The organism is Microbacterium proteolyticum, assembly GCF_029639405.1.
In the GTDB taxonomy this organism is placed as follows: Bacteria; Actinomycetota; Actinomycetes; order Actinomycetales; family Microbacteriaceae; genus Microbacterium.
Map to the genome: position 1 here is coordinate 2,903,303 of NZ_CP121274.1, position 21,921 is coordinate 2,925,223.

Genomic DNA, 21,921 nt, shown 5'->3' on the forward strand with positions numbered 1-21,921 from the left:
ACGCGGCGGGAACACGACAGCGCCCCGGGGGCAGAAGCTCCCGGGGCGCTGTCGGAGCGGGGATCAGACCAGCGAACGCAGCACGTACTGGAGGATGCCGCCGTTGCGGTAGTAGTCGGCCTCACCGGGGGTGTCGATGCGGACCACGGCGTCGAACGTCACGGTCTGCTTGCCCTCGGGCGAGAACTCGCTCGGTTCGGCGGTGACCTTGACCGTCTTGGGCGTGACGCCCTCGTTCAGCTGCTCGAGGCCCTCGATCGAGACGATCTCGGTGCCGTCGAGGCCCAGCGACTTCCAGCTCTCGCCCGCGGGGAACTGCAGCGGGACGACGCCCATGCCGATGAGGTTCGAGCGGTGGATGCGCTCGAAGCTCTCGGTGATGACGGCCTTCACGCCGAGCAGGTTCGTGCCCTTGGCCGCCCAGTCGCGCGACGAGCCGGAGCCGTACTCCTTGCCGCCGAAGATCACCAGCGGGGTGCCCTGCGCCTGGTAGTTCTGGCTCGCGTCGAAGATGAACGACTGCGGACCCCCGGGCTGCGTGAAGTCACGGGTGTACCCGCCCTCGACGACCTTGCCGTCGTTGACGGCCGCGGTGAGCTCGTTCTTCAGGCGGATGTTCGCGAACGTGCCGCGGATCATGACCTCGTGGTTGCCGCGGCGCGAGCCGTAGGAGTTGAAGTCCTTCTGCGCGACGCCGTGCTCGGTCAGGTACTGCGCGGCGGGCGTGCCCGCCTTGATGTTGCCGGCCGGGCTGATGTGGTCGGTCGTGACCGAGTCGCCGAGGGCCGCCATGACGCGCGCGCCGCTGATGTCGGTGACCGGCGACGGCTCCATCGACATGCCGTCGAAGTAGGGCGCCTTCCGGACGTAGGTCGAGTCGGCATCCCATTCGAAGATCGGACCGGTCGGGGTGGGCAGGTTCTTCCAGCGCTCGTCGCCCTCGAAGACGGTGGCGTACTGCTGGATGAACTGCTCGCGCGAGATCGACGCGTCGATGATCGTCTGCACCTGGTCGGGCGCCGGCCAGATGTCCTTGAGGAAGACGTCCTCGCCGTTCTGGTCCTTGCCGAGGGGGTCGGTCTCGAAGTCGAAGTTCATCGAGCCGGCCAGGGCGTAGGCGACCACCAGCGGCGGGGATGCCAGGTAGTTCATCTTCACGTCGGGGCTGATGCGACCCTCGAAGTTGCGGTTGCCGGAGAGGACGGCCGTGACGGCGAGGTCGTTCTCGTTGATCGCCTCGGAGACCTCCTCGATGAGGGGGCCGGAGTTTCCGATGCAGATCGTGCAGCCGTAGCCGACGGTGTAGAAGTCCAGGCCCTCGAGCGCCTTGTCGAGACCCGACTTCTCGTAGTAGTCGGTGACGACCTTCGAGCCGGGGCCGAGCGTCGTCTTGACCCACGGCTTGCGCTTCAGACCCTTGTCGACGGCGTTCTTGGCGAGCAGGCCCGCCGCGATCATGACCGAGGGGTTCGAGGTGTTCGTGCAGGACGTGATGGCGGCGAGCGTGACCGCGCCGTTGTCGAGCAGGTACGACTGCCCCTCGGGCGTGGTGACCTTCACGGGCTTCGACGCGTTGGCGGGGTGTCCGGAGGAGATGAGCACCTCACCGGTGTGGGTGTGCTCGTCGCCCGGCACGGGGCCCGGGTCGGAGGCCGGGAACGACTGGTCGCTCTCGAGGTCGACGATCGAGTCCGAGGTGGACGCGGCGGCGTAGTTGAGGATGTCCTTCTCGAACTGCGACTTCGCCTCGGACAGCAGGATGCGGTCCTGGGGACGCTTCGGGCCGGCGATCGAGGGGACGACGGTGGAGAGGTCGAGCTCCATGTACTCGCTGAAGACGAGCTCGCGCGCCGGGTCGTGCCAGAGCTTCTGCTCCTTGGCGTAGGACTCGACGAGCGCGACGGTCTGCTCGTCGCGACCGGTGAGGCGCAGGTAGTCGAGCGTGACGTCGTCGATGGGGAACATCGCCGCGGTCGAGCCGAACTCGGGGCTCATGTTGCCGATGGTGGCGCGGTTGGCGAGCGGCACGGATGCCACGCCCTCGCCGTAGAACTCGACGAACTTGCCCACGACGCCGTGCTTGCGCAGCATGTCCGTGATCGTGAGGACGACGTCGGTCGCGGTGACGCCGGCGGGGATCTCGCCGCTGAGCTTGAAGCCCACGACGCGCGGGATGAGCATCGACACGGGCTGACCGAGCATCGCGGCCTCGGCCTCGATGCCGCCGACGCCCCACCCGAGCACGCCCAGGCCGTTGACCATCGTGGTGTGCGAGTCGGTGCCGACGCAGGTGTCGGGGTAGGCGCGGAGGACGCCGTCCACGGAGCGGTCGTAGACGACCTTGGCCAGGTGCTCGATGTTCACCTGGTGGACGATGCCGGTGCCCGGGGGGACGACCTTGAAGTCGTCGAAGGCGGTCTGGCCCCAGCGGAGGAACTGGTAGCGCTCACCGTTGCGCTCGTACTCGATCTCGACGTTGCGCTCGAGGGCGTTCTCGCTGCCGAAGAGGTCGGCGATGACCGAGTGGTCGATGACCATCTCGGCCGGCGAGAGGGGGTTGATGCGGTTGGGGTCGCCGCCGAGGGCCGTGACGGCCTCGCGCATCGTCGCGAGGTCGACGATGCAGGGGACGCCGGTGAAGTCCTGCATTACGACGCGCGCGGGCGTGAACTGGATCTCGGTGTCGGGCTCGGCATCCGGGTTCCAGGAGCCGAGGGCGCGGATCTGCTCGGCGGTGACGTTCGCCCCGTCCTCGGTGCGGAGCAGGTTCTCGAGCAGCACCTTCAGGCTGAACGGGAGCTTCTCGAACCCGGCGACGGTGTCGATGCGGAAGATCTCGTAGTCGGTGCTGCCGACCGTCAGGGTGCTCTTGGCACCGAAGCTGTCAACCGTGGACACGATCGTCTCCTTCGTCGGCGTATGCGCAGGCGTCGGCCCGCCCTCTCCCATCTTCCCTGCGCGGTGCAGAGGATGCCAGGAAGGCCGACCTAACCGCGCGGGAGGGAGATTTATCTTGATATCAAGATAAATGTATCAGGACTCGCGCCGGGGGGAGAGAGCGCGCACGGCGAGCCACGTCACGGCCACCATGGGAGCGAACAGCGGCAGGCCCATGATGATCTTCAGCGTCCCGAGCGCGGTGACGTCGCCCGCGAAGTACAGCGGGAGCTGCACCACCAGGCGAGCGAAGAACAGCGCCGCCCACCCGAGGGACAGCCAGGTGTAAACGCGGCGGCGACGCTTGTCGGCGCGCCACGACGTGCCCTCGCCCAGCAGGTACCCGGCGATGAGACCGATCAACGGCCAGCCCACGAGCACCGAGACGAGGAACGCGGCGCCGTACGCGCCGTTGGTGAAGAAGCCGAAGACGAAGTTGTCCTGCCCGCGGCCGGTGAACAGCGTCAGCAGCGCCGCAGCGCCCGTCGCGACCAATCCCCCGATCGCCGCGCTCGGCGGCGACTTGGCCAGCAGGCGGGCGATGGTGAAGACCAGCGCCAGCCCCACGGAGACCCCGAGGCTCAGGGGGAGGTTCCCCTGGCGCGTCTCGGGATCGATCGTGACGGTGAACAGCACCACGAACGCCAGCGACGGCAGGACGGACTCCAGGATGCCGCGCCACCCGCCCATCGCCGCCCAGACGGCCGCACCGGTCGAGGAATGCTTCGAAGGATCGAGCCCCGCGCGGCGCGCCGCGCTGCCGAGCGCCGCGGAGACGCTGTCGGCCGCCGAGGGCGGTTCGAGCGGGACGCGGTCGCCGTCGTCGGGGCGCGCGGACTCGGTCATGCCGTGCCGGGGGTGGTCGGCATCCGGAGCGGGATCAGATCGCGCGGGGGCATGGGCGAGTTCCCGCGCACGACGACGATCGACCGGAACAGGTCTTCGACGGCGCCGGCCGCCTCGACGTCCGACGTCGCCGCTCCGCCGATGACACCGCGCAGGAACCAGCGCGGTCCGTCGACACCGACGAAGCGCGCCAGACGCTTCGTGGAACCGTCGGGTCCGGCCACGACGGGAACCTCGGCGAGCAGCTCGGGGCCGAGGGGGCCCTCGCGCTCCTCGACGCGGCCGCCCTGCTGCTTGACCTGCTGGCGGATCTGCTCGCGTGTCTCCTCCCACAGGCCGCTCGAACGGGGCGCCGCGAACGGCTGCACCTGCAGCGTCGACTCGGCGTAGTCGAGCCCGACGGCGACGATGCGCTTGGTCTGCTCCTCGACCTCGAGTCGGAGGTTCAGGCCCTCGCGCGGCAGGATCTTGATGCCGCCGAGATCGATGTACGGGCGCACCGCATTGGCCTCGGACTCGTCGAAGGGACCGACGGTCTCGCGGTCCACCGGTCCGCTCTTGGCGGGCGGTGCGGCTTCGATCTGCTGGTCGGAGTCGTCGGTCATCGGGTGCTCCCTGAGGGGGTCTGGTAGCCGCTGGATCCGAAGCCGCCTTCTCCGCGCACGCTGGCGGGGAGGTCGTCGACGGGGATGAAGCGCACGGGTGGGACGGGCATGACGATGAGCTGTGCGATGCGGTCGCCGACCGCGATCTCGTAGGCCTCGTCGAGGTCGGTGTTGAGCAGCGCCACCTTGATCTCGCCGCGGTAGCCCGCGTCGACGGTGCCCGGGGAGTTCACGATCGTGATGCCGTGCTTGGCGGCGAGGCCGCTGCGGGGAACGACGAAGGCGGCGTATCCGTCCGGCAGGGCGATGCGCACCCCCGTGGAGACGAGGGCACGGCGACCGGGCTCGAGCCGGACGGCCTCGGCGGCGACGAGGTCGGCTCCGGCGTCGCCGGGGTGGGCGAAGACCGGAGGCTCGGATGCGACAATGAGGACGTCCACCGTTTCGGTCACCCCACGAGGGTAATGCAGAAGAGGGGGTGCGGCATCCGCACCGGAATCGAGTACCGCGAACGCCTGAGCCCGTCCCTGTGGGCGCTCGTCGCCGCGGCGGTCTGCGGCCCCATGGCGGCCCTGGTCTTCTCCCCCATCGACACCACGGTCGCCCTCGTCGTGGGCCTGCTCGTGTCGGTCGGGATCGTGTCCGCGCTCGTCGCGCTCTCCCCCGTGGTCGAGGTGCGGGAAGGCGAACTGCGGGCCGGCCGCGCGCACATCCCGGTGGAATACCTGGGGGTACCGGCCGGTGTCGTGGCGGACGACGCTCGAACGGCCCGCGGGAGTGGTCTCGACCGGCGGGCCTGGCATCTCATCCGGGGAGGGATCGACGGGATCGTCACGGTACCCGTGACCGATCCCGATGATCCGACTCCCCTGTGGGTGGTGTCCACCCGGACGCCGGACCGCCTCGTGGCGGCGATCCAGCGCGCTCAGGTCAGGCTGCGCACTCCAGGCAGATGAAGCCGGAGCCGCTCTCCTCGGCGATCTGGGAACGGTGCTTCACCAGGAAGCAGTTCATACACGTGAACTCGTCCTCCTGAGGGGGAAGCACGACGACATCGAGGTCGATGTCCGACAGGTCGGCCCCGGGGAGCTCGAAGCCCGAGGGGTTGTCGGCATCCTCGTTGTCGATCGACCCCGACGTCTTGTCGGGCACGCGCTCCTTGAGGGCCTCGATCGACTCGCTGTCGTCCTCGGTCTTGCGCGGTGCGTCGTAATCGGTGGCCATGCGTGAAGGTCTCTACTTCCGGTTTTTCGTGGTGCATCGCCCGAACGGGCGGCCATAGTTTGCATGACCCGAACACGATTAGCAAATGCGGTTCTCGGGACATGCGGGCCCTGCGACGCGTCAAACTCGCGGCGCGCCCGCGTTATTCCCGGCTCCGGCCCCGGGGGCGTGTCAGCATGGGGCTCGACCGCAGATCGGAGGGGTGTTTCGCATGGAACAGCTCAAAGTCATCGGAACCGAGGATGACGTCCTCGTCGTCGCGACCGAAGCGGGCGAACGTTTCGCCCTGCCGCTCGACGAGGTGCTGCGCGCAGAAGCGCGCCGCGCGCGCCGTGGGCGCGAGCACGACGACGAGCGCGCGCCCCGCCCGAGCCCGCGCGACATCCAGGCCCACATCCGAGCCGGGCTCTCGGCGCGAGAGGTCGCCACGCTCCTGGGCGCCCGCGTCGAGGACGTGGAGCGCTTCGAAGGTCCCGTCCTCGCCGAGCGCGAGCACGTGGTCGCGCAGGCCCTCGCCGTCCCCGTCCTCCTCGGCGGCGCGCTGGAGCACGACGGTCCGGTGACCTTCGGGACGGCCGTCCGCGCGAAGCTCGCCGAAGCGGGAGCGTCGGCGGAGCGCTGGACGAGCTGGAAGGACTCCTCGGGCTGGATGGTGAAGCTCGAGTTCACCGCAAACGGGATCGATCACGACGCCCGCTGGGGCTTCGATCCGCGGCGCAGCACGCTCTCCCCTCAGAACTCGGATGCCATCCAGCTCTCGCGCCAGGGATCGCTGCCCGAAGGGCTCATCCCGCGGCTGCGTGCCCTGGACACCCCGCTCCCCAAGGACGACACGCGCTTCGACAGCGGCGCCTTTGGTCCGCGACGTCTCGACATCGAGGACGAACCGGGCATCGAAGCCACCGGTCCCGTCGCGGCCGCCGTGCAGGCGGCGGCGATCAAGCGGGCGCCCGACGCTCCGGTCACGTCCTCCGAGACCGCCGATCTGCTCGAGGCCCTCCGCCGCCGTCGCGGTCAGCGCGAGCCGCTCCCCGGCGTCGTCGAGGCACGCGAACCCGAGCAGCGCGCGCCCAGTGCGCCGGTCGCCCTCTTCGACGCCCTCGAGCCGGAGTACCGCGCCGAGGAGCCCGAGGCCGAACCCGAACGCACCGCCGCTCCCCCGGCATCCACCGACTCCGGACGACGGGCGAAGGGCCGACCGTCGATGCCGTCGTGGGACGAGATCGTGTTCGGAGCCCGCACGGACGAGAGCTGACGCCCGTTCGTCAGGCGAACGCGCCGAGCCGCAGGAGCGGTACGGTGCGCTCCTCGTCGGTCAGCGAACCGTGCTGGCCGACCATGCGCTGAGGGCGCTTGTCGCTCTCTCGATCGTCGTAGTACGCGAATCGCCCGCGGGCGGCGACGAGCACGTCCCCGATGCGCTCGCGCACCTCCGGAGCCACCGGACCGAACAGCCCGGCGGCGATCGCCTCGTCCCGCGTCATCACCCAGGCCCGCGCCTGTTCGCGTTCGCGCCATCGCCCGGCCACGGCGTCCTGTTCGCCCGGCGCGGTGTACAGGTGCAGCATGCGGGGCTCGCCGCCGACGATCTCGACGCCGTCGACGAGCGCGTCGCCGTGGCCGAGCAGCACGTGCTTGCGGGCGGGGACGTCGACCATCCCGTGATCCGCGGTGACCAGCACGCCGGTCGCGGGGTCGATCGCGCCGGCGAGGTCGCGCGCAGCGGCGTCGACGCGTTCGAGGGCGTCGATCCAGCGATCCGACTCCCAGCCGTCGCGATGACCGGCGCTGTCGAGGTCGGGCGTGTAGAGGTAGACGAGGGCTCCCGGATGCCGCGAAGCGAGGTCGGCGGCGATCGCGGCGCGCTCGCGCACGTCGGCGGCCGAGACGAACTCGGCGCCCCGGAGCGTCGCCGCGGTGAACCCCGTGCCGGTGTAGTCGGGCCGCGAGACGACGAACACGGGGCGACCGCGTTCGGCCTCGCTCTCGAACAGCGGTCGGCTGCGCTGCCACGTGCGCGGGTCGAGACCGTCGGTCTCCCAGCCGTGCAGTTGATTGGCGGCCACGGCGGTACCGGGGATCCGCGTGCGGTAGCCGACGATCCCGTGCGCGCCGGGCTCGGAGCCCGTCAGCAGGCTCGTCAGCGCGGCTGCGGTCGTGGAGGGGAACACCGTGCGGGCGATGTCGCGTCGCGAACCGGCGGAGCCGAGGAACCGCGCGTGACCGCGACGCTCGGCGAGATTGTGCGAGCCGAGCCCGTCGACGACGAACACCACGGCGCTCCGGGCCGGAGCGAACCATTCCGATCGCCCGTCGAGGGCGGCGATCGCCTCGCTCACCACTCCGGTGAGGCTCCGGGCACGCGGCGGGGCCGCCGGTAGGCTGAGGGACATCGGGGCCAGTCTTCCACACGACTTTCCGCCCCCGTCGCGATCGACGCCCGCCCGACCCGAGGCCGCACCTATGCCCGATTCCCGTTCCACTGCCGCTTCCCCCGCCCCCGAGCGCATCGAAGACGTCGATGTCTCGGTCGAGATGCAGGGGTCGTTCCTCGAGTACGCCTACTCGGTCATCTACTCGCGCGCGCTGCCCGACGCCCGCGACGGCCTCAAGCCCGTCCAGCGGCGCATCCTGTACCAGATGGCCGAGATGGGCCTGCGGCCCGACCGCGGGCACGTCAAGAGCGCTCGCGTCGTCGGCGAGGTGATGGGAAAGCTCCACCCGCACGGCGACACGGCGATCTACGACGCGCTCGTGCGTCTCGCCCAGCACTTCTCGCTACGGGTGCCCCTCGTCGACGGCCACGGGAACTTCGGCTCCCTCGACGACGGCCCCGCCGCGTCGCGCTACACCGAGGCGCGTCTCGCCCCGCCCGCGCTCGCGCTCACCGAGAACCTCGACGAGGACGTCGTCGACTTCGTCCCCAACTACGACGGCCAGTTCCAGCAGCCCGACGTCCTGCCCGCGGCGTTCCCGAACCTGCTGGTCAACGGTGCGACCGGCATTGCAGTCGGCATGGCGACGAACATGGCGCCCCACAACCTCATCGAGGTCGTGGCCGCCGCGGTCCATCTCCTCCAGAACCCGGATGCCACGGTCGAGGAGCTCATGGAGCTCGTCCCGGGTCCCGACCTCCCCTCGGGCGGCATCATCGTGGGACTGGACGGCATCAAGGACGCGTACACCCACGGCCGCGGGCTCTTCCGCACCCGGGCGAAGGCGTCGATCGAGTCGCTCGGCCCCCGCCGCACCGGCATCGTGATCACCGAGCTTCCGTATCTCGTCGGCCCCGAGAGGGTGATCGAGAAGATCAAGGATGCCGTGCAGGCGAAGAAGCTCGCGGGCATCGCCGACGTCACCGACCTCAGCGACCGCCAGAACGGCCTGCAGCTCGTCATCGGCATCAAGACCGGCTTCGACCCGCAGGCGGTGCTGGAGCACCTCTACCGACTGACTCCGCTCGAGGACTCGTTCGGCATCAACAACGTCGCGCTCGTCGACGGCCAGCCTCAGACGCTGGGGCTGCGCGACATGCTGCGGGTGTACCTCGACCACCGCATCCGCGTCGTCACGCGTCGGAGCGAGTATCGACTGGCACGCAAGCGCGAGCGCCTGCACCTCGTCGAGGGACTCCTCATCGCGATCCTCGACATCGACGAGGTCATCCAGGTCATCCGCTCCTCGGACGACGGCGAGCAGGCCCGCACACGCCTGCAGGAGGTCTTCGACCTGTCGCATCCGCAGGCCGAGTACATCCTCGAGCTGCGCCTGCGGCGCCTCACGAAGTTCTCGCGCATCGAGCTCGAGGCCGAGCGCGACCAGTTGCAGGCCGAGATCGACCAGCTCGTCGAGCTCCTCGCCAGTGATGTCCTGCTCCGCGGCCAGGTGGCCGCCGAACTCGAGGCCGCCGCCGAGGCGTACGGCACCCCGCGCCGCACGATGCTGCTCAACGGTGGTCCGGTGCAGCCCCGGTCCGCGAAGGCCGCCGCGGCCGCCGACCTGCAGATCGCCGACTCCCCGTGCCGCGTGTTCCTCTCCGCCACGGGCCGGATGGTGCGTGCCGAGCTCACGGCCGACGCTCCCGGCGGCGGTGTCGTGCCGCCCACCCGCCGCGCGAAGCACGACGCGATCCGTTCCTCGGTCGACACCACCACCCGAGGCGACATCGGCGCCGTCACCTCGGCCGGCCGGCTCGTCCGCTTCTCCCCCGTCGACCTGCCGTCGGTGCCCGGCAACGCCGTGCAACTGGCGGCCGGAACGCGCGTCGAGCAGTACCTCGCCCTGGCCAAGGGCGAACAGGTCGTCGCGCTGGTGCCGTTGACCGATGGTCCGCCCATCGCTCTCGGCACGGCCCAGGGCATCGTGAAGCGCGTGGCGGCGAGCGAGCTCGGCACCAAGCCCGAGATCGAGATCATCGTCCTCCGCGACGGCGATCGGGTCGTCGGAGCAGCACCGGCCTCGGATGCCGCCGAGCTGGTGTTCATCGCCGACGACGCGCAACTGCTGCGATTCGACGCCTCGTCCGTGCGACCGCAGGGACGCTCGGCCGGCGGCATGGCCGGCATCCGGTTGTCCGACGGTGCCCGGGTGATCGCGTTCGCCGTCGTGGGCGGATCGTCGTTCGACGCCGTGGTCGTCACCGTCGCCGGATCCTCCGCCGCGCTGGCGGGCACGGACGCCGGCAGCGCCAAGGTCTCGGCCTTCACGGAGTTCCCGGCGAAGGGCCGCGCGACGGGCGGTGTGCGCGCGCAGCGCCTGCTCCGCGGCGAGGACGCCCTGACGCTCGCGTGGGTCGGGTCCGACCCGCGCGCCGTCGGCACCGACGGTTCCGTGCGGACGCTCCCCGAGCCGGGCGCGAAGCGCGACGCCTCGGGTCAGCCGCTCGACGCGGTCGTCGGCGCGATCGGCACCTCGATCCGCTGAGACGGGCCTCGCGGTGGGTCGGCGCTGCGCGGAGCGCGGGAGCGCGACGTCTCAGACGTCGATGCGCTCGCGCGCCAGCCGATCGCTGGAATCGACGATGAACTCGCGACGGGGAGCGACATCGCTGCCCATGAGGAGATCGAACACCTGGGCCGCCTCTTCGATGTCGCGCACCTGCACGCGCCGCAGGGTGCGGCCGGCGCGGTCCATCGTGGTCGTCGCGAGCTGATCGGCATCCATCTCGCCCAAGCCCTTGTACCGCTGGATCGGTTCCTGCCAGCGCTTGTTCGACTTCTTGAGCTTCGCGAGCAGGCCGTGCAGCTCCTGCTCGCTGTAGGTGTAGATCGTCTCGTTGGGCTTGGACCCGGGATTCATCACGATGACCCGGTGCAGCGGCGGGACGGCGGCGAAGACGCGCCCCGCCTCGACGAGCGGGCGCATGTACCGGAAGAAGAGCGTCAGAAGCAGCGTGCGGATGTGGGCGCCGTCGACGTCGGCGTCGCTCATCAGGATGATCTTCCCGTAGCGCGCGGCGTCGAGGTCGAACGAGCGGCCGGAACCCGCGCCGATGACCTGGATGATCGAGGCGCACTCGGCGTTGGACAGCATGTCGCTGATCGACGCCTTCTGCGTGTTCAGGATTTTGCCGCGGATCGGGAGCAGGGCCTGGTACGCGCTGTTGCGGGCATCGCGGGCGGTGCCGAGCGCCGAGTTCCCCTCGACGATGAACAGCTCGGAGTCGGCCACGTCGTTCGAGCGGCAGTCGACGAGCTTCGACGGGAGCGAGGAGGACTCGAGCGCGTTCTTGCGGCGCTGCGTCTCTTTGTGGGTGCGCGCGGAGATGCGCGCCTTCATCTCGGAGACGACCTTCTCGAGCAGCAGCGCCGTCTGCGCCTTGTCGTCGCGCTTGGTCGACGCGAAGCGCTCGGTCAGCTCCTTCGAGACGACCTGCGTCACGATCTGCCGCACGGCCGGGGTTCCGAGGACCTCCTTCGTCTGGCCCTCGAACTGCGGCTCGGGAAGACGGACCGTGAGGACGGCGGTGAGACCCGCGAGGATGTCGTCCTTCTCGATCTTGTCGTTGCCGATCTTGAGCTTGCGCGCGTTCTGCTCGACCTGGGTGCGCAGGATCTTCATCAGGCCCTGCTCGAAGCCCTGCTGGTGCGTGCCGCCCTTGGGTGTGGCGATGATGTTCACGAACGACCGCGTGGTCGTGTCGTAGCCGGTGCCCCAGCGCACGGCGATGTCGACCTCGCACTCGCGCTGCACCTCGGTCGGCACCATCGAGCCGCCGGGCTGGAGGACGGGCACGGTCTCGGTGAACGTGCCCGTACCGGTCAGCCGCCACGTGTCGGTGATCGCGGAGTCGGGGGCGAGGAAGTCGGCGAACTCCGAGATGCCCCCGTCGAAGCGGTAGCTCGTCTCGACCGGCTCGTCGCCCCGTTCGTCGGAGATGACGATCTCGAGACCCGGGACGAGGAACGCCGTCTGGCGGGCGCGCTGCACGAGCTCGTCGAACCCGAACGCGGCATCCTTCGTGAAGATCTGCCGGTCGGCCCAGTAGCGGATGCGGGTTCCGGTGGCGCCGCGCGGGGCCTTGCCAACGACCCGCAGCTCGCTGCTCGAGTCGTACGGCGTGAAGGCCGAGTCGGGACCGTCGCCCGCGAACACCCCGGGCTCGCCGCGGTGGAACGACATCGCGTAGGTCTTGCCGCCGCGGTCGACCTCGACGTCGAGGCGCTCGGACAGCGCGTTGACCACCGAGGCGCCGACGCCGTGCAGACCGCCGGAGGCCGCGTACGACCCGCCGCCGAACTTGCCGCCGGCGTGCAGCTTCGTGAAGACGACCTCGACGCCCGTGAGTCCGGTGCGGGGTTCGACGTCGACCGGGATGCCACGGGCCCGGTCGCGGACCTCGACGCTGCCGTCGGGATGCAGCAGGACGTCGATCCGAGTGCCGAATCCGCCGAGGGCCTCGTCGACGGAGTTGTCGATGATCTCCCACAGGCAGTGCATGAGACCGCGGGAGTCGGTGGACCCGATGTACATGCCCGGGCGCTTGCGCACCGCTTCGAGTCCTTCGAGGACCTGGAGATGATGGGCGGAATACTCGGACGTCACGATCTCTCAGCGTAATCGGCGGCTCCGACATCGGCTTGCAGACACACAGCGAGGTCGGGTCACCGTACGCGCACAGCGAAATGTGATCAAGCCGCGGCATAGGCGAAACATCCGCGTGGTTGTATATGGGGACTCGCCCACGATCACCCGAGGAGGGCACCCGACATGACCACCACGACTGCACCCGACGCGTCCGCCGTCCTCGATCACCGCCTCACGGCAGCCGATCGCTGCGACTCCTGCGGAGCGCAGGCCTACATCGCCGCCGAAGTCAACGGCAGCGAGCTCCTCTTCTGCGCCCACCACGGGCGCAAGTACGAAGAGAAGCTCCGCAGCATCGCCACCTCGTGGCACGACGAGACCGCTCGTCTGCACGCCACCGACTGACCTTTCACGTCCGAACGGGCTCCGACTGCGCTCACCGAGCGCGACGGGGCCCGTTCGTCGCATATCGGCGCGGAACGAGCGGTGACACCCGGAGCGCGATCTCCTCGCCGATCGTGTCGATGAGTTCTGCGAGGTCGGTGGCCGACGCTACTCCCCCGCGCCCCCAGACGATGACGGTGTTACCGGGCGCGGCCTCCGACCATGTCTCGACGAGCGTGGAGCCCGGCTCGATGGTGAGGACGCGCCGGGGTCCCGCCGGGGTCGTCACCGAGAAGCGTCCCTCCAGGACCGAGGGGAGCCCGTGCAGGCTGCCGAGGTCGAGGCGTACCGCGTCGCCCTCGACCGCCGTCACCGTGGCGACGAGCGTCGAGATCGGCTCGATCCCGAGCTCCGCCTCGCCCGGGCCACCGGCGGGGCGGATGCCGTAGGAGAACGCTCCGACCCTCACGAGGTCCTCGCGGAACGGCGCTCGCGCGAACCCCGCCGCGCTGGCGGCCAGGTGCGAGAACCGCGGCGTCAGGCCCGCGTCGACGGCCGCGGCCCGTGCGGCGAGGAAGATCTCGCGGGCGTCGTCGTCGTCGGCATCCGAGGCCTCCGCGATGTGCGACCACAGCCCCTCGAACGAGGCCTTCCCCTCGCCGACCAGCGTCGACAGGGTCTCGAGCGCCCGACTCCAGTCCTCGGGACGGATGCCGTTGCGGTGCAGGCCCGTGTCGATCTTGAGGTGCACCCGGGCCGGTGACGGCGGCGTCTTCTGCGCCGCGAGGTCGGCGAGGAGCGCTTCGTCGCCGATGCCCAGGTCGAGGTCTGCCGCGATGCCCCCCGCGAGGTCGTCGGCTCCCCCGAGCAGCCAGACGAAGATGCGGACGTCGGGCCCCGCGACGGCCCGCACCGCCCGCCCGGTCTCGACGTCGAACGCGCCGATCCAGGTCACGCCCTCGGCCACCGCTCGCCGGACGATCTGCTCGAGTCCGTGCGAGTAGGCGTCGTCCTTGACGACGAGCATGTGCCGTGCGGGCGCGACGGCCTCGCGGACACGGGCGAGGTTGCGGGCGAAGGCGTCGAGGTCGACCCGGTACTCGGCGCTCACGCGATCACCGTCCGCACGGCGCGTGCACCGACGGAGGCGACGATCTCGCCGGCGCTCCAGCCGGTGGCATCCGTCCACTCCCGGAGCGAAGGGTGACCGGCCTCGGGGTCCCCGAAGAAGACCACTCCGCTGCCCCGCGGGGGACGCGCGTCGTCGACGTCGACGACGCAGACGTCCATGGCCACCCGGCCGACGATGCGATGGCGGCGACCGTCGATGACGACGTCGGCGACGTTCCCGAGCGAGCGCACCACGCCCTGCGCGTACCCGCCGGTCACCAGCGCCACGGTCGTGTCGCGCGGCGCCCGGTGCGTGTACCCGTACGACACGCCCTCACCGGTGAGCAGCGCCTTGGTGCCGAGCACTCGCCCGTGGAGCGACAGCACCGGCCGCGCGCGGAGGTCACCGCCGGGGAGACCGAAGAGGGTGGCGGCCTCGAACTCGTCGGGATCGACCCCGACGGATGCCAGGACGGATGCCACCCACTCGGCACCGTGTCCCCACGCGTCGGCGGCGAGCACGTCGTCGGCGGCGCCGACCGGCGCGAGCAGCGCGTTCGCGCGCAGGTTCCGCTCCGACACGCGAGCGACGGGAGAGACTCCCCCGGCGGTGTCGGATGCGGCGGGCACCACGGCGTCGGGAGTCATCAGCGGCGGAGGGCGTCGCCCATCAGCCGCTCGTGGCGCGGCCGCGAGCCCTCGCGGATACCGGTCGTGCTCACGCGCGTCTCGTAGAGCCCGGGGATCCAGTTGCCCTCGATGAGGACCGGCCCCTCGGGTCCGACCGCGACGTCCCAACCGACGTACGGAACCTCGGGGATGCGCCGGGCGGCCTTGTCGACGAGCGCGAGGGCCTGATCCCAGAGCGGAACCTGGAAGTCCACGATGGACTGCTGCGACTCGGGGTGGACCTCGTAGCGGCTCTTGTGCTTGCCCGTGTGGCCGGGGCCGACGGAGTGCCCATCGTCGTCGAGCATCGTGAAGAAGCCGCCCCAGGTGAACTGGTCGCTCACCGCTCCGCGCCCGAACTTCTGCACCATCACCATGGGGTGGACGGTCTCTCCGTCGAAGTACGTGGTGATGCGGGTCGTGTTCACCGTCCCCGCACAGTACGACGCGAGGTAGGGGTGCTGCACGATCGGCTGCTCGATGAGGATCTGGCCCTTTTCGACGAGCTCGGCGCGGAAGGCGTCCCAGTCCGTCACTTCGGCGGTGTCGTAGCGGAAGACGCCCTTTCCTTCGCGGCTCACCGGCACCTTCGCGATGATCACGGGGTGGCGCTCGGCGAAGTCCTTCAGCGCGGCGGTGTCCGTGGTGTCCAGCTGCATCCACTCACGCCCCAGGAACTCCTCGAACGCGCGGTTGAAGTTGAGCTTGTTCTCGAGCGTCTTGGCGACCTCGCGATCGTTCACCGCGGTGGCGAGGTGGTGCTGGATGAGGGAGGTCATGAACGTCTTGCGTTCGCGACGGTTCAGCAGCGCGAAGTCCGCCTCGTAGTAGTCGATGTAGGCGGTGTCGTGGAACGCCGCCCACCAGAGCATGTCGACGAGCACGAACGGGGCGAACTTGCCCTGCTCCTGACCGATCTGACGCGCGAACGTCCAGACGCGGGAAGGGCGGAATGCGGCGACGCGCTTGAGGAAGTAGGCGGCGCGCGCCTTCGGGGAGATGTCCATCGGCAGGCTGATCGCTTTCTCGTCCGGAGGTCAGTCGCCGCTCAGATGACGTCCGTCGCAGCGCTTCCGAAGTACCCATCATACGAGGCCGACCTCCAGGGCCCGGCGCCCCGGCGGCTCGGTGGCGCTGTGTTAGCGTGTCGAGGTGTCACAGAGGTCTCTGCGCGTCCGGTACCTGCTGCAGCGAGCTCGACGCCTGAGTCTGGGCAACGTCACCGAGTTCGCCGGTCAGGTGAAGAAGGTCTCCCGCGCGCCACTCCCCGTCATCATCGCCGACATGCTCTGGTCGTCGGTGCGCTACGAGATGGGCTTCCGCGACTACGCGGTCTGGGACATCCGTCTCCTCAACGGTCGTGAACGACGGACCTGGATGACGCACCCCAAGGCGATCCGCCTGAACAACACGCTCAACGGCCCCGACTCGGCGGCCCTGCTGGGCGACAAGCCGCGGTTCTACCGCGACTTCGCGAACATGATCGGCCGCGAGTGGATCGACGCCTCCACGGCGACCGAGCAAGAGCTCACGGACTTCCTCGCACGGCATCCGCGTGTCCTGGTCAAGCCCGCACTCGGCGAGGGCGGTCGCGGCATCACGACCTTCACGCGCGACGAGATCCCCGACGTCGCCGCGTGGCGCGCGACCCTGGTGTCGGAGAACCGCGCGTTGGTCGAGGAGATCCTCCCCCAGCACGCCGACATGGCCCGCCTGTACCCGGGCAGCGTCAACACGCTCCGACTCATCACGTTCCGCCGCGACGACGGCAGCTTCCACCTCATCGCCTCCGTGCTCCGGATCGGCAACGGCGGGGTCGTCGACAACTTCGCCGGCGGCGGCATGTTCACCATGGTCGACGACGACGGCGTCGCGCAGTGGGCGGGGGTCGACAAGAACTCCAACGTCTTCGCGCGGCATCCCGTGACGGGCGTCGACATCGCGGGATTCCAGGTGCCGCTGTTCGCCGAGGCGCTCGCCATGGTCGAGGAGGCCTCGCGTCGCCTCCCCACCGTGCCGTACGTGGGCTGGGACGTCGCCATCACGCCGGACGGCCCCGCGCTCATCGAGGCCAACCACAACTCCAGCGTGTTCCAGATGAAGCCGAGCGTGTCCGGCATCCGGACGGGGCTCCTGCACCGCTACCGCGACGCGATCGGTCCCGGCATCCTGGAACGTCGCCGCTGAGGAGCGTCGGCCGGCGGACCGCCCGGACCCGCCGCGTCAGCGGCGCCCGAAGCGTCCCCGCACGAGCGTGATCGCGGACGTCAGCTCCGGCGTCCGCAGCCCCGCGAGGATGCCGAGGTAGATCGCCCCCGCGACGGAGCAGATGAGCGCCGTGCCGACCGCGCCGAAGAACAGGTTGTCGAGCATCCACCCCTGATCGGCCCCGGACCACAGGTAGATGCCCCACCCGGCGAAGGCGGCCGGGATCGCGGCGCCGACGAAGACCGCCAGCGAGGTGACGGCCTTGCGGATGCCGAGGGGGCCGATCTTCCGGCGGAGCAGCCAGATCGCGAGCAGGAGCTCGAGGATGCCGCAGAACGTCTGCACGGAGGCGACCGTCGCCGTCAGGAACTCCTTCGGGACCATGACCGCCAGGAGCGTGAGGACGACCACGAGGACACCCTGAGCGAGAGTGAAGAAGAACGGGGTCCGCGTGTCGCCGTAGGCGTAGAACGTCCGCTGGATGATGAACAGCACGGCCATCGGCACCAGGCCGACCAGGAATGCGACGAGCACGGGCGCGGCCAGGAGCGCGTCGCCGGCGCTGCTGGTGAAGATGCGCGAGGCCGGGGCGGCCGCGGCGATGAGTGCGCCGGCCGAGATCACGACGAAGAGGCCGAGGATGCGGATCGCCGCGCTGATGTCGGCGCGGACGTCGTCGCCACGACCGGCCGCCGCGTGTTCGGCGATCCGCGTGAAGTACGGCGTCCCGATGGACAGCACGATCAGCGAGTACGGCACCATGTAGATCAGCCAGGCGTTGCCCCACACGGCGACGGACGCGTTCTCGCCGGACGCGGCGCTCATGACGTTCACCTGGACGAGCCCGGCGAGCAGCGTCACGACGACCATGCCGAACGTCCAGGTGGCGAGGCTCCCCATGCTGCCGAAGCCCACCCCGCGCCAGCGGAAGTCGGGACGGAGCGGGATGCCGGACCGGCGCCAGGCGATGGCGAGGACGACCGTCTGCGCGATGATGCCCAGCGTCGCCGTTCCGCCGACCAGCGCGATGGAGGACGGCGTCCACCAGCCGACCTCGGTGCGATGGAACCCGAACAGAACGATGAACAGGCCGAAGCCCGCGATCGAGACGATGTTGTTGATCACGGGCGCCCACGCGTAGGGCGTGAACATGCGGCGGGCGTTCAGGCTCTCGCCGATCAGCGCGAACATGCCGTAGAAGAAGATCTGCGGCAGGCACCAGTAGGCGAACGCGACCGTCAGGTCGCGAGTGGCGCCGTCGTACCCGCTCGCCATCACCGCGACGAGCGCCGGTGCGAGCGCGAGCGCCACCGCCGTGGTCAGGAGCAGGATCGCCGCCCCGGCCGTGATCAGCTTGGGGAGGAAGATCCGACCGCCATCGGCCTGCGCGCTCACCGCCACGACGCGGGGCACGATCACGCCGGTCAGCAGACCCGTCGAGATCAGCGTCAGCACTGTGTTCGGCAGCTGGTTGGCGACGTAGAAGGCGTCGGCCGATGCGCCCACCGAACTGATCGCGGCGACCAGGACGATGGTGCGCACCAGCCCCGTCATGCGCGACACCAGGGTGCCCGCGGCGATGAGGCTGCTCGCCCGTGCGAGATTCATCGAGTGCGCGTCAGGCCGCGGCGCGGACGATACCCAGCGGCGTGGACTCGTGTCCCTGGCCGAGCGGGTTGTCCTTGAGGATCGCGACGAGACGCTTCTCTCCGGCCTTGTCCATCGTCGAACCGAGGATGTTGCCGCCCAGGTCGTTGATGTCGACGACGGCGACCTCGAGATCGACGCCCAGCAGAGCCTTCAGGCGTGCTGCGACCTCTCGCGGACGCTCCGGCCCGAGCACGACGGCCTGGTTGTACGGCGGGATCGTGCCCTTGGTGGGGCCGTCGATCGCGCGCGCCTTGTCGCCGGCGATCCGGTAGAAGTCGCCCTTGCGTCCGAACGCCTTGGTCACGGCCGAGACCGCTGCGGCGAACAGGATGCGGGGGGTGCCGCATTCGCGCAGGGCCATCTCCATCGTCTCGGGCATGCCGAGTCCGATGCCGTACGGCGTCCGGGTGACGTACTTCGACAGGAACAGGGCGAGCTTGCGCGGCTTGATGCTGTCGAGCTTGAACGATCGACCCTGCGTGATCGCCACGATCTTCTCGGTGACGAACAGCAGGTCGCCCGGCTGCACGGCATCCTTCGCGTACTCGAGGATGAACGCGTCGAGATCGTCGCCCGGCATGACGACCCGGGTGCGGATCGGGATGCGGGCGTACGAGGTGCCCTCGACGGTGCGGGTGAGCGCCTTGCCGGCGTTGGCCTCCGCGCTCATTCGAGGTAGTCCCGCAGCGACTGCGAACGGCTGGGGTGCCGGAGCTTCGCCATGGTCTTGGACTCGATCTGGCGGATGCGCTCACGCGTCACGCCGAAGGTGTCGCCGATCTGGTCGAGCGTCTTGGGCTGGCCGTCGCCGAGACCGAAGCGCATGCGGATGACGCCCGCCTCGCGCTCGCTGAGCGAGTCGAGGAGCGACTCCAGCTGACGCTGCAGCATGGTGAAGCCCACCGCGTCGGCCGGGACGACCGCCTCGGTGTCCTCGATCAGGTCACCGAACTCGCTGTCGCCGTCTTCACCGAGGGGCGTGTGCAGCGAGATCGGCTCGCGGCCGTACTTCTGCACCTCGATGACCTTTTCGGGGGTCATGTCGAGTTCGCGGCTCAGTTCTTCCGGCGTGGGTTCGCGACCGAGGTCCTGCAGCATCTGGCGCTGGACGCGCGCGAGCTTGTTGATGACCTCGACCATGTGCACGGGGATGCGGATGGTGCGGGCCTGGTCGGCCATGGCGCGCGTGATCGCCTGACGGATCCACCAGGTGGCGTAGGTCGAGAACTTGAAGCCCTTGGTGTAGTCGAACTTCTCGACCGCACGGATCAGACCCAGGTTGCCCTCCTGGATGAGGTCGAGGAACTGCATGCCACGACCGGTGTAGCGCTTGGCGAGCGAGACGACGAGACGCAGGTTGGCGCCGAGCAGGTGGCTCTTGGCGCGCTGGCCGTCGCGGGCGACCCACTGGAGGTCGAGGCCCAGCTGGCTGGTCTTCTCGGCCGCCGACATGTTCGACAGCTTCTCTTCCGCGAACAGACCCGCCTCGATGCGCATGGCGAGCTCGACCTCTTCGGCCGCGTTCAGCAGCGGGACCTTACCGATCTGCTTCAGGTAGTCCTTGACGGGGTCGGCCGTGGCGCCGGTGATCTGCGCCGAGTAGACCGGGACGTCGTCCTCGTCGCTCGAGGAGATGACGATCGCGCCGGTGGGGAGCGCCTCGGCGGGCGCGGCGGGCGACTCGTCGTCGTCGTCGCTCTCGTCGTCGGACTTCTTCGCCGCGGGCTTGGCCGCGTCGTCTCCGTCGGTGTCGTCGTCGGAGTCGTCGGCGACCTCGATGTCTTCGTCGATGTCTTCTTCGACGTCGTCCTCTTCGAGGTCGTCGTCGGACTTGGCCTTGGACTTCGCCTTGGCCGGGGTCGCCTTCGCCTTGGCGGGAGCCTTCTTGGCCGCAGTCTTCTTCGACGCGGTCGTGGTCTCCTCGGCAGCGTCGAGGTCGGTGTCCTTCTCACTGCCGGAGCGGGTCTTGGTGTTCGTGCCTGCCACGTTTCGCCTTTCACCGGGAACGCATGTTGCACGGCCGCCGGTCGTTCTCGGACACTAGTAAGACCCTTGTCAAGTCCGATCCTGTGGAGCGGGCTCCAGGTTCGGCCGACAACGGGTCAGGTTCTTCATTGTCTCACATCCCCGGCGTGGGACTTGACGTGCACCGGGCATCTATGCGTATGCAACGACGCGCGATCCCTCGGTATTCCCTGTGACGCGGGAGCGATCCCACCCCATAGGCCCGCCGTTCCGACGTCCGGACCGCGAAAGGCGCTCCGCGCGTCGACTTCCTGTGCGTCAGCCCAGCCGGCCGCGGCGATCGTCGTCGCCCGGCCGATTGGCGAGGAAACGCTCCAGTTCCGCCGCCAGTTCGTCGGCGCTCGGCAGATCGCCGGTGTGGATGATGGGCGTCGCCTGCGTCGAGCCCGCCATGTACGCGTCGTAGCGCTCTTCGAGGCCCTGCAGCATGCGCGTGAGCTCTTCGCTGCCCTCGACCTGTTCGGTGACCTTCCCGAGGAACTCGCGGTTCTCTTCACGCAGCACTTCGCCGGAGAAGACGAGTCCCGTGGCGACGGTCAGGCTGTCGAGACCGGCCAGCGCCGCCGCGGGGTACTCGGTGTCGCCGAGGTAGTGCGGGACGAGAAGAGCGAAACCGGCGATCTTCGCCCCGGCTTCGGCGAACCGGTACTCGAGCAGATGACCCACCGTGGAAGGGATCTGCGTGTGCGGGCGCCAGACCGAGTGCGCCTCGGCGAGGTCGCTTCGAGTACCGCTCACCGTGGTGCCGATCGGGCGGGTGTGGGGCACGGGCATGGGAATGGCGTGCACCCAGGTGATCGAGGACACCTGGAGGCCGGCGCTGAGCTCGAGCACGCTCTCGGCGAACGCCTCCCAGAGGAAGTCGGGTTCGTACCCCGCGAGGAGGAGGAACGGATGACCCAGCGAGTCGTGTGCGAGCGAGAGCTCGAGACGCGGGGGCCGGTAGTCCGTCAGGTGGTCTTCGACGAACGTGATGACGGGACGCCGCGCGCGGTAGTCGAGCAGCGTGTCGTTGTCGAAGACCACGACGGGGTGGGGTTCGAGATCGTCGCGGAAGTACTCGACCAGACGGGTGACCGCTCCGCCCGCGTCGGTGAATCCGGTGAGCGCGATGACCAGCGGGAGCCCGGATGGCACCGGCGGCGCGGCGGGGGCGCGGTCGTACAGCGGTGCGGGATGCGGCATGCCTCCACTCTACGAGCCGTGTCCGACACGACGACGGCGGTGCGTCCCGCTG

General features: G+C 69.7%; 19 protein-coding genes. 5 read left to right on the top strand and 14 right to left on the bottom strand.

What is annotated here, in order from left to right:
• Positions 1-63: 63 nt before the first annotated feature.
• From P8R59_RS14550 to dut, 4 genes are all read right to left on the bottom strand, one after another.
• Positions 64-2,898: an aconitate hydratase gene (locus P8R59_RS14550; protein WP_077051454.1), complete on the bottom strand. Its 2,835-nt coding sequence runs from the start codon at positions 2,896-2,898 to the stop codon at positions 64-66.
• A gap of 135 nt (positions 2,899-3,033) precedes the next feature.
• Positions 3,034-3,783, bottom strand: a complete 750-nt coding sequence (locus P8R59_RS14555; RefSeq protein WP_278101644.1) for a DUF3159 domain-containing protein — start codon at positions 3,781-3,783, stop codon at positions 3,034-3,036.
• The gene (locus tag P8R59_RS14560) at positions 3,780-4,388 is read right to left on the bottom strand and encodes a DUF3710 domain-containing protein (protein ID WP_278101645.1); all 609 of its coding nucleotides are present in this window, start codon (positions 4,386-4,388) and stop codon (positions 3,780-3,782) included. The genes P8R59_RS14555 and P8R59_RS14560 overlap by 4 nt, the downstream gene beginning before the upstream one ends.
• Positions 4,385-4,840 (bottom strand): dUTP diphosphatase, encoded by a 456-nt coding sequence (dut, locus tag P8R59_RS14565; protein WP_278101646.1) that lies wholly within the window; start codon positions 4,838-4,840, stop codon positions 4,385-4,387. Before dut ends, P8R59_RS14560 begins: the two co-directional genes overlap by 4 nt.
• 12 nt (positions 4,841-4,852) lie before the next feature.
• Between dut and P8R59_RS14570 the strand changes: the two genes are divergently transcribed.
• Complete coding sequence (locus P8R59_RS14570) at positions 4,853-5,344, top strand: DUF3093 domain-containing protein (protein WP_278101647.1); 492 nt, start codon at positions 4,853-4,855, stop codon at positions 5,342-5,344.
• Here P8R59_RS14570 and P8R59_RS14575 read toward each other — a convergent pair.
• Complete coding sequence (locus tag P8R59_RS14575) at positions 5,319-5,612, bottom strand: DUF4193 domain-containing protein (RefSeq protein ID WP_076490444.1); 294 nt, start codon at positions 5,610-5,612, stop codon at positions 5,319-5,321. The genes P8R59_RS14570 and P8R59_RS14575 overlap by 26 nt on opposite strands.
• Before the next feature lie 211 nt (positions 5,613-5,823).
• On the opposite strand from P8R59_RS14575, the gene sepH reads away from it, so the two are divergent.
• Positions 5,824-6,867, top strand: coding sequence for a septation protein SepH (sepH, locus tag P8R59_RS14580; RefSeq protein WP_077051460.1), 1,044 nt, complete (start codon positions 5,824-5,826; stop codon positions 6,865-6,867).
• A 10-nt stretch (positions 6,868-6,877) separates the two neighbouring features.
• Here the strand turns inward: sepH and P8R59_RS14585 are convergent, their stop codons facing one another.
• Positions 6,878-8,005, bottom strand: a complete 1,128-nt coding sequence (locus P8R59_RS14585) for an alkaline phosphatase family protein (RefSeq protein WP_278101648.1) — start codon at positions 8,003-8,005, stop codon at positions 6,878-6,880.
• Between the two features lie 70 nt (positions 8,006-8,075).
• Between P8R59_RS14585 and P8R59_RS14590 the strand changes: the two genes are divergently transcribed.
• Complete coding sequence (locus tag P8R59_RS14590; RefSeq protein ID WP_278101649.1) at positions 8,076-10,535, top strand: DNA gyrase/topoisomerase IV subunit A; 2,460 nt, start codon at positions 8,076-8,078, stop codon at positions 10,533-10,535.
• A gap of 51 nt (positions 10,536-10,586) precedes the next feature.
• Here the strand turns inward: P8R59_RS14590 and P8R59_RS14595 are convergent, their stop codons facing one another.
• Positions 10,587-12,659 (bottom strand): DNA gyrase/topoisomerase IV subunit B, encoded by a 2,073-nt coding sequence (locus P8R59_RS14595; RefSeq protein ID WP_278103837.1) that lies wholly within the window; start codon positions 12,657-12,659, stop codon positions 10,587-10,589.
• 162 nt (positions 12,660-12,821) lie between these two features.
• Here P8R59_RS14595 and P8R59_RS14600 point away from each other — a divergent pair, with 162 nt between their 5' ends.
• Complete coding sequence (locus tag P8R59_RS14600; RefSeq protein WP_278101650.1) at positions 12,822-13,043, top strand: DUF7455 domain-containing protein; 222 nt, start codon at positions 12,822-12,824, stop codon at positions 13,041-13,043.
• Between the two features lie 31 nt (positions 13,044-13,074).
• Here P8R59_RS14600 and P8R59_RS14605 read toward each other — a convergent pair whose 3' ends face one another.
• From P8R59_RS14605 to P8R59_RS14615, 3 genes are read right to left on the bottom strand one after another with little or no spacing between them, the layout of a single operon-like run.
• A complete protein-coding gene (locus P8R59_RS14605) occupies positions 13,075-14,133 on the bottom strand; it encodes an alanine racemase (RefSeq protein WP_278101651.1) in 1,059 nt (352 codons plus the stop codon).
• Positions 14,130-14,780: an alanine racemase gene (locus P8R59_RS14610; RefSeq protein ID WP_278101652.1), complete on the bottom strand. Its 651-nt coding sequence runs from the start codon at positions 14,778-14,780 to the stop codon at positions 14,130-14,132. Before P8R59_RS14610 ends, P8R59_RS14605 begins: the two co-directional genes overlap by 4 nt.
• Positions 14,780-15,808: a sugar-transfer associated ATP-grasp domain-containing protein gene (locus P8R59_RS14615; protein WP_278101653.1), complete on the bottom strand. Its 1,029-nt coding sequence runs from the start codon at positions 15,806-15,808 to the stop codon at positions 14,780-14,782. Before P8R59_RS14615 ends, P8R59_RS14610 begins: the two co-directional genes overlap by 1 nt.
• Positions 15,809-15,953: 145 nt before the next feature.
• Here P8R59_RS14615 and P8R59_RS14620 point away from each other — a divergent pair, with 145 nt between their 5' ends.
• On the top strand, positions 15,954-16,988 hold the full coding sequence (locus P8R59_RS14620) for a sugar-transfer associated ATP-grasp domain-containing protein (protein ID WP_278101654.1): 1,035 nt from the start codon (positions 15,954-15,956) through the stop codon (positions 16,986-16,988).
• Between the two features lie 36 nt (positions 16,989-17,024).
• On the opposite strand, the gene murJ is transcribed toward P8R59_RS14620, so the two are convergent.
• The 4 genes from murJ to P8R59_RS14640 form a co-directional block, all read right to left on the bottom strand.
• Positions 17,025-18,617 carry a murein biosynthesis integral membrane protein MurJ gene (murJ, locus tag P8R59_RS14625; RefSeq protein ID WP_278101655.1) on the bottom strand — a complete coding sequence of 531 codons (1,593 nt, stop codon included), beginning with the start codon at positions 18,615-18,617 and terminating at the stop codon, positions 17,025-17,027.
• A 10-nt stretch (positions 18,618-18,627) separates the two neighbouring features.
• Positions 18,628-19,329: a coenzyme F420-0:L-glutamate ligase gene (locus tag P8R59_RS14630; RefSeq protein ID WP_278101656.1), complete on the bottom strand. Its 702-nt coding sequence runs from the start codon at positions 19,327-19,329 to the stop codon at positions 18,628-18,630.
• Positions 19,326-20,645 carry an RNA polymerase sigma factor gene (locus tag P8R59_RS14635; RefSeq protein WP_278101657.1) on the bottom strand — a complete coding sequence of 440 codons (1,320 nt, stop codon included), beginning with the start codon at positions 20,643-20,645 and terminating at the stop codon, positions 19,326-19,328. Before P8R59_RS14635 ends, P8R59_RS14630 begins: the two co-directional genes overlap by 4 nt.
• A 297-nt stretch (positions 20,646-20,942) precedes the next feature.
• Positions 20,943-21,869 carry a proteasome assembly chaperone family protein gene (locus P8R59_RS14640; protein WP_077051472.1) on the bottom strand — a complete coding sequence of 309 codons (927 nt, stop codon included), beginning with the start codon at positions 21,867-21,869 and terminating at the stop codon, positions 20,943-20,945.
• Positions 21,870-21,921 lie beyond the last annotated feature (52 nt).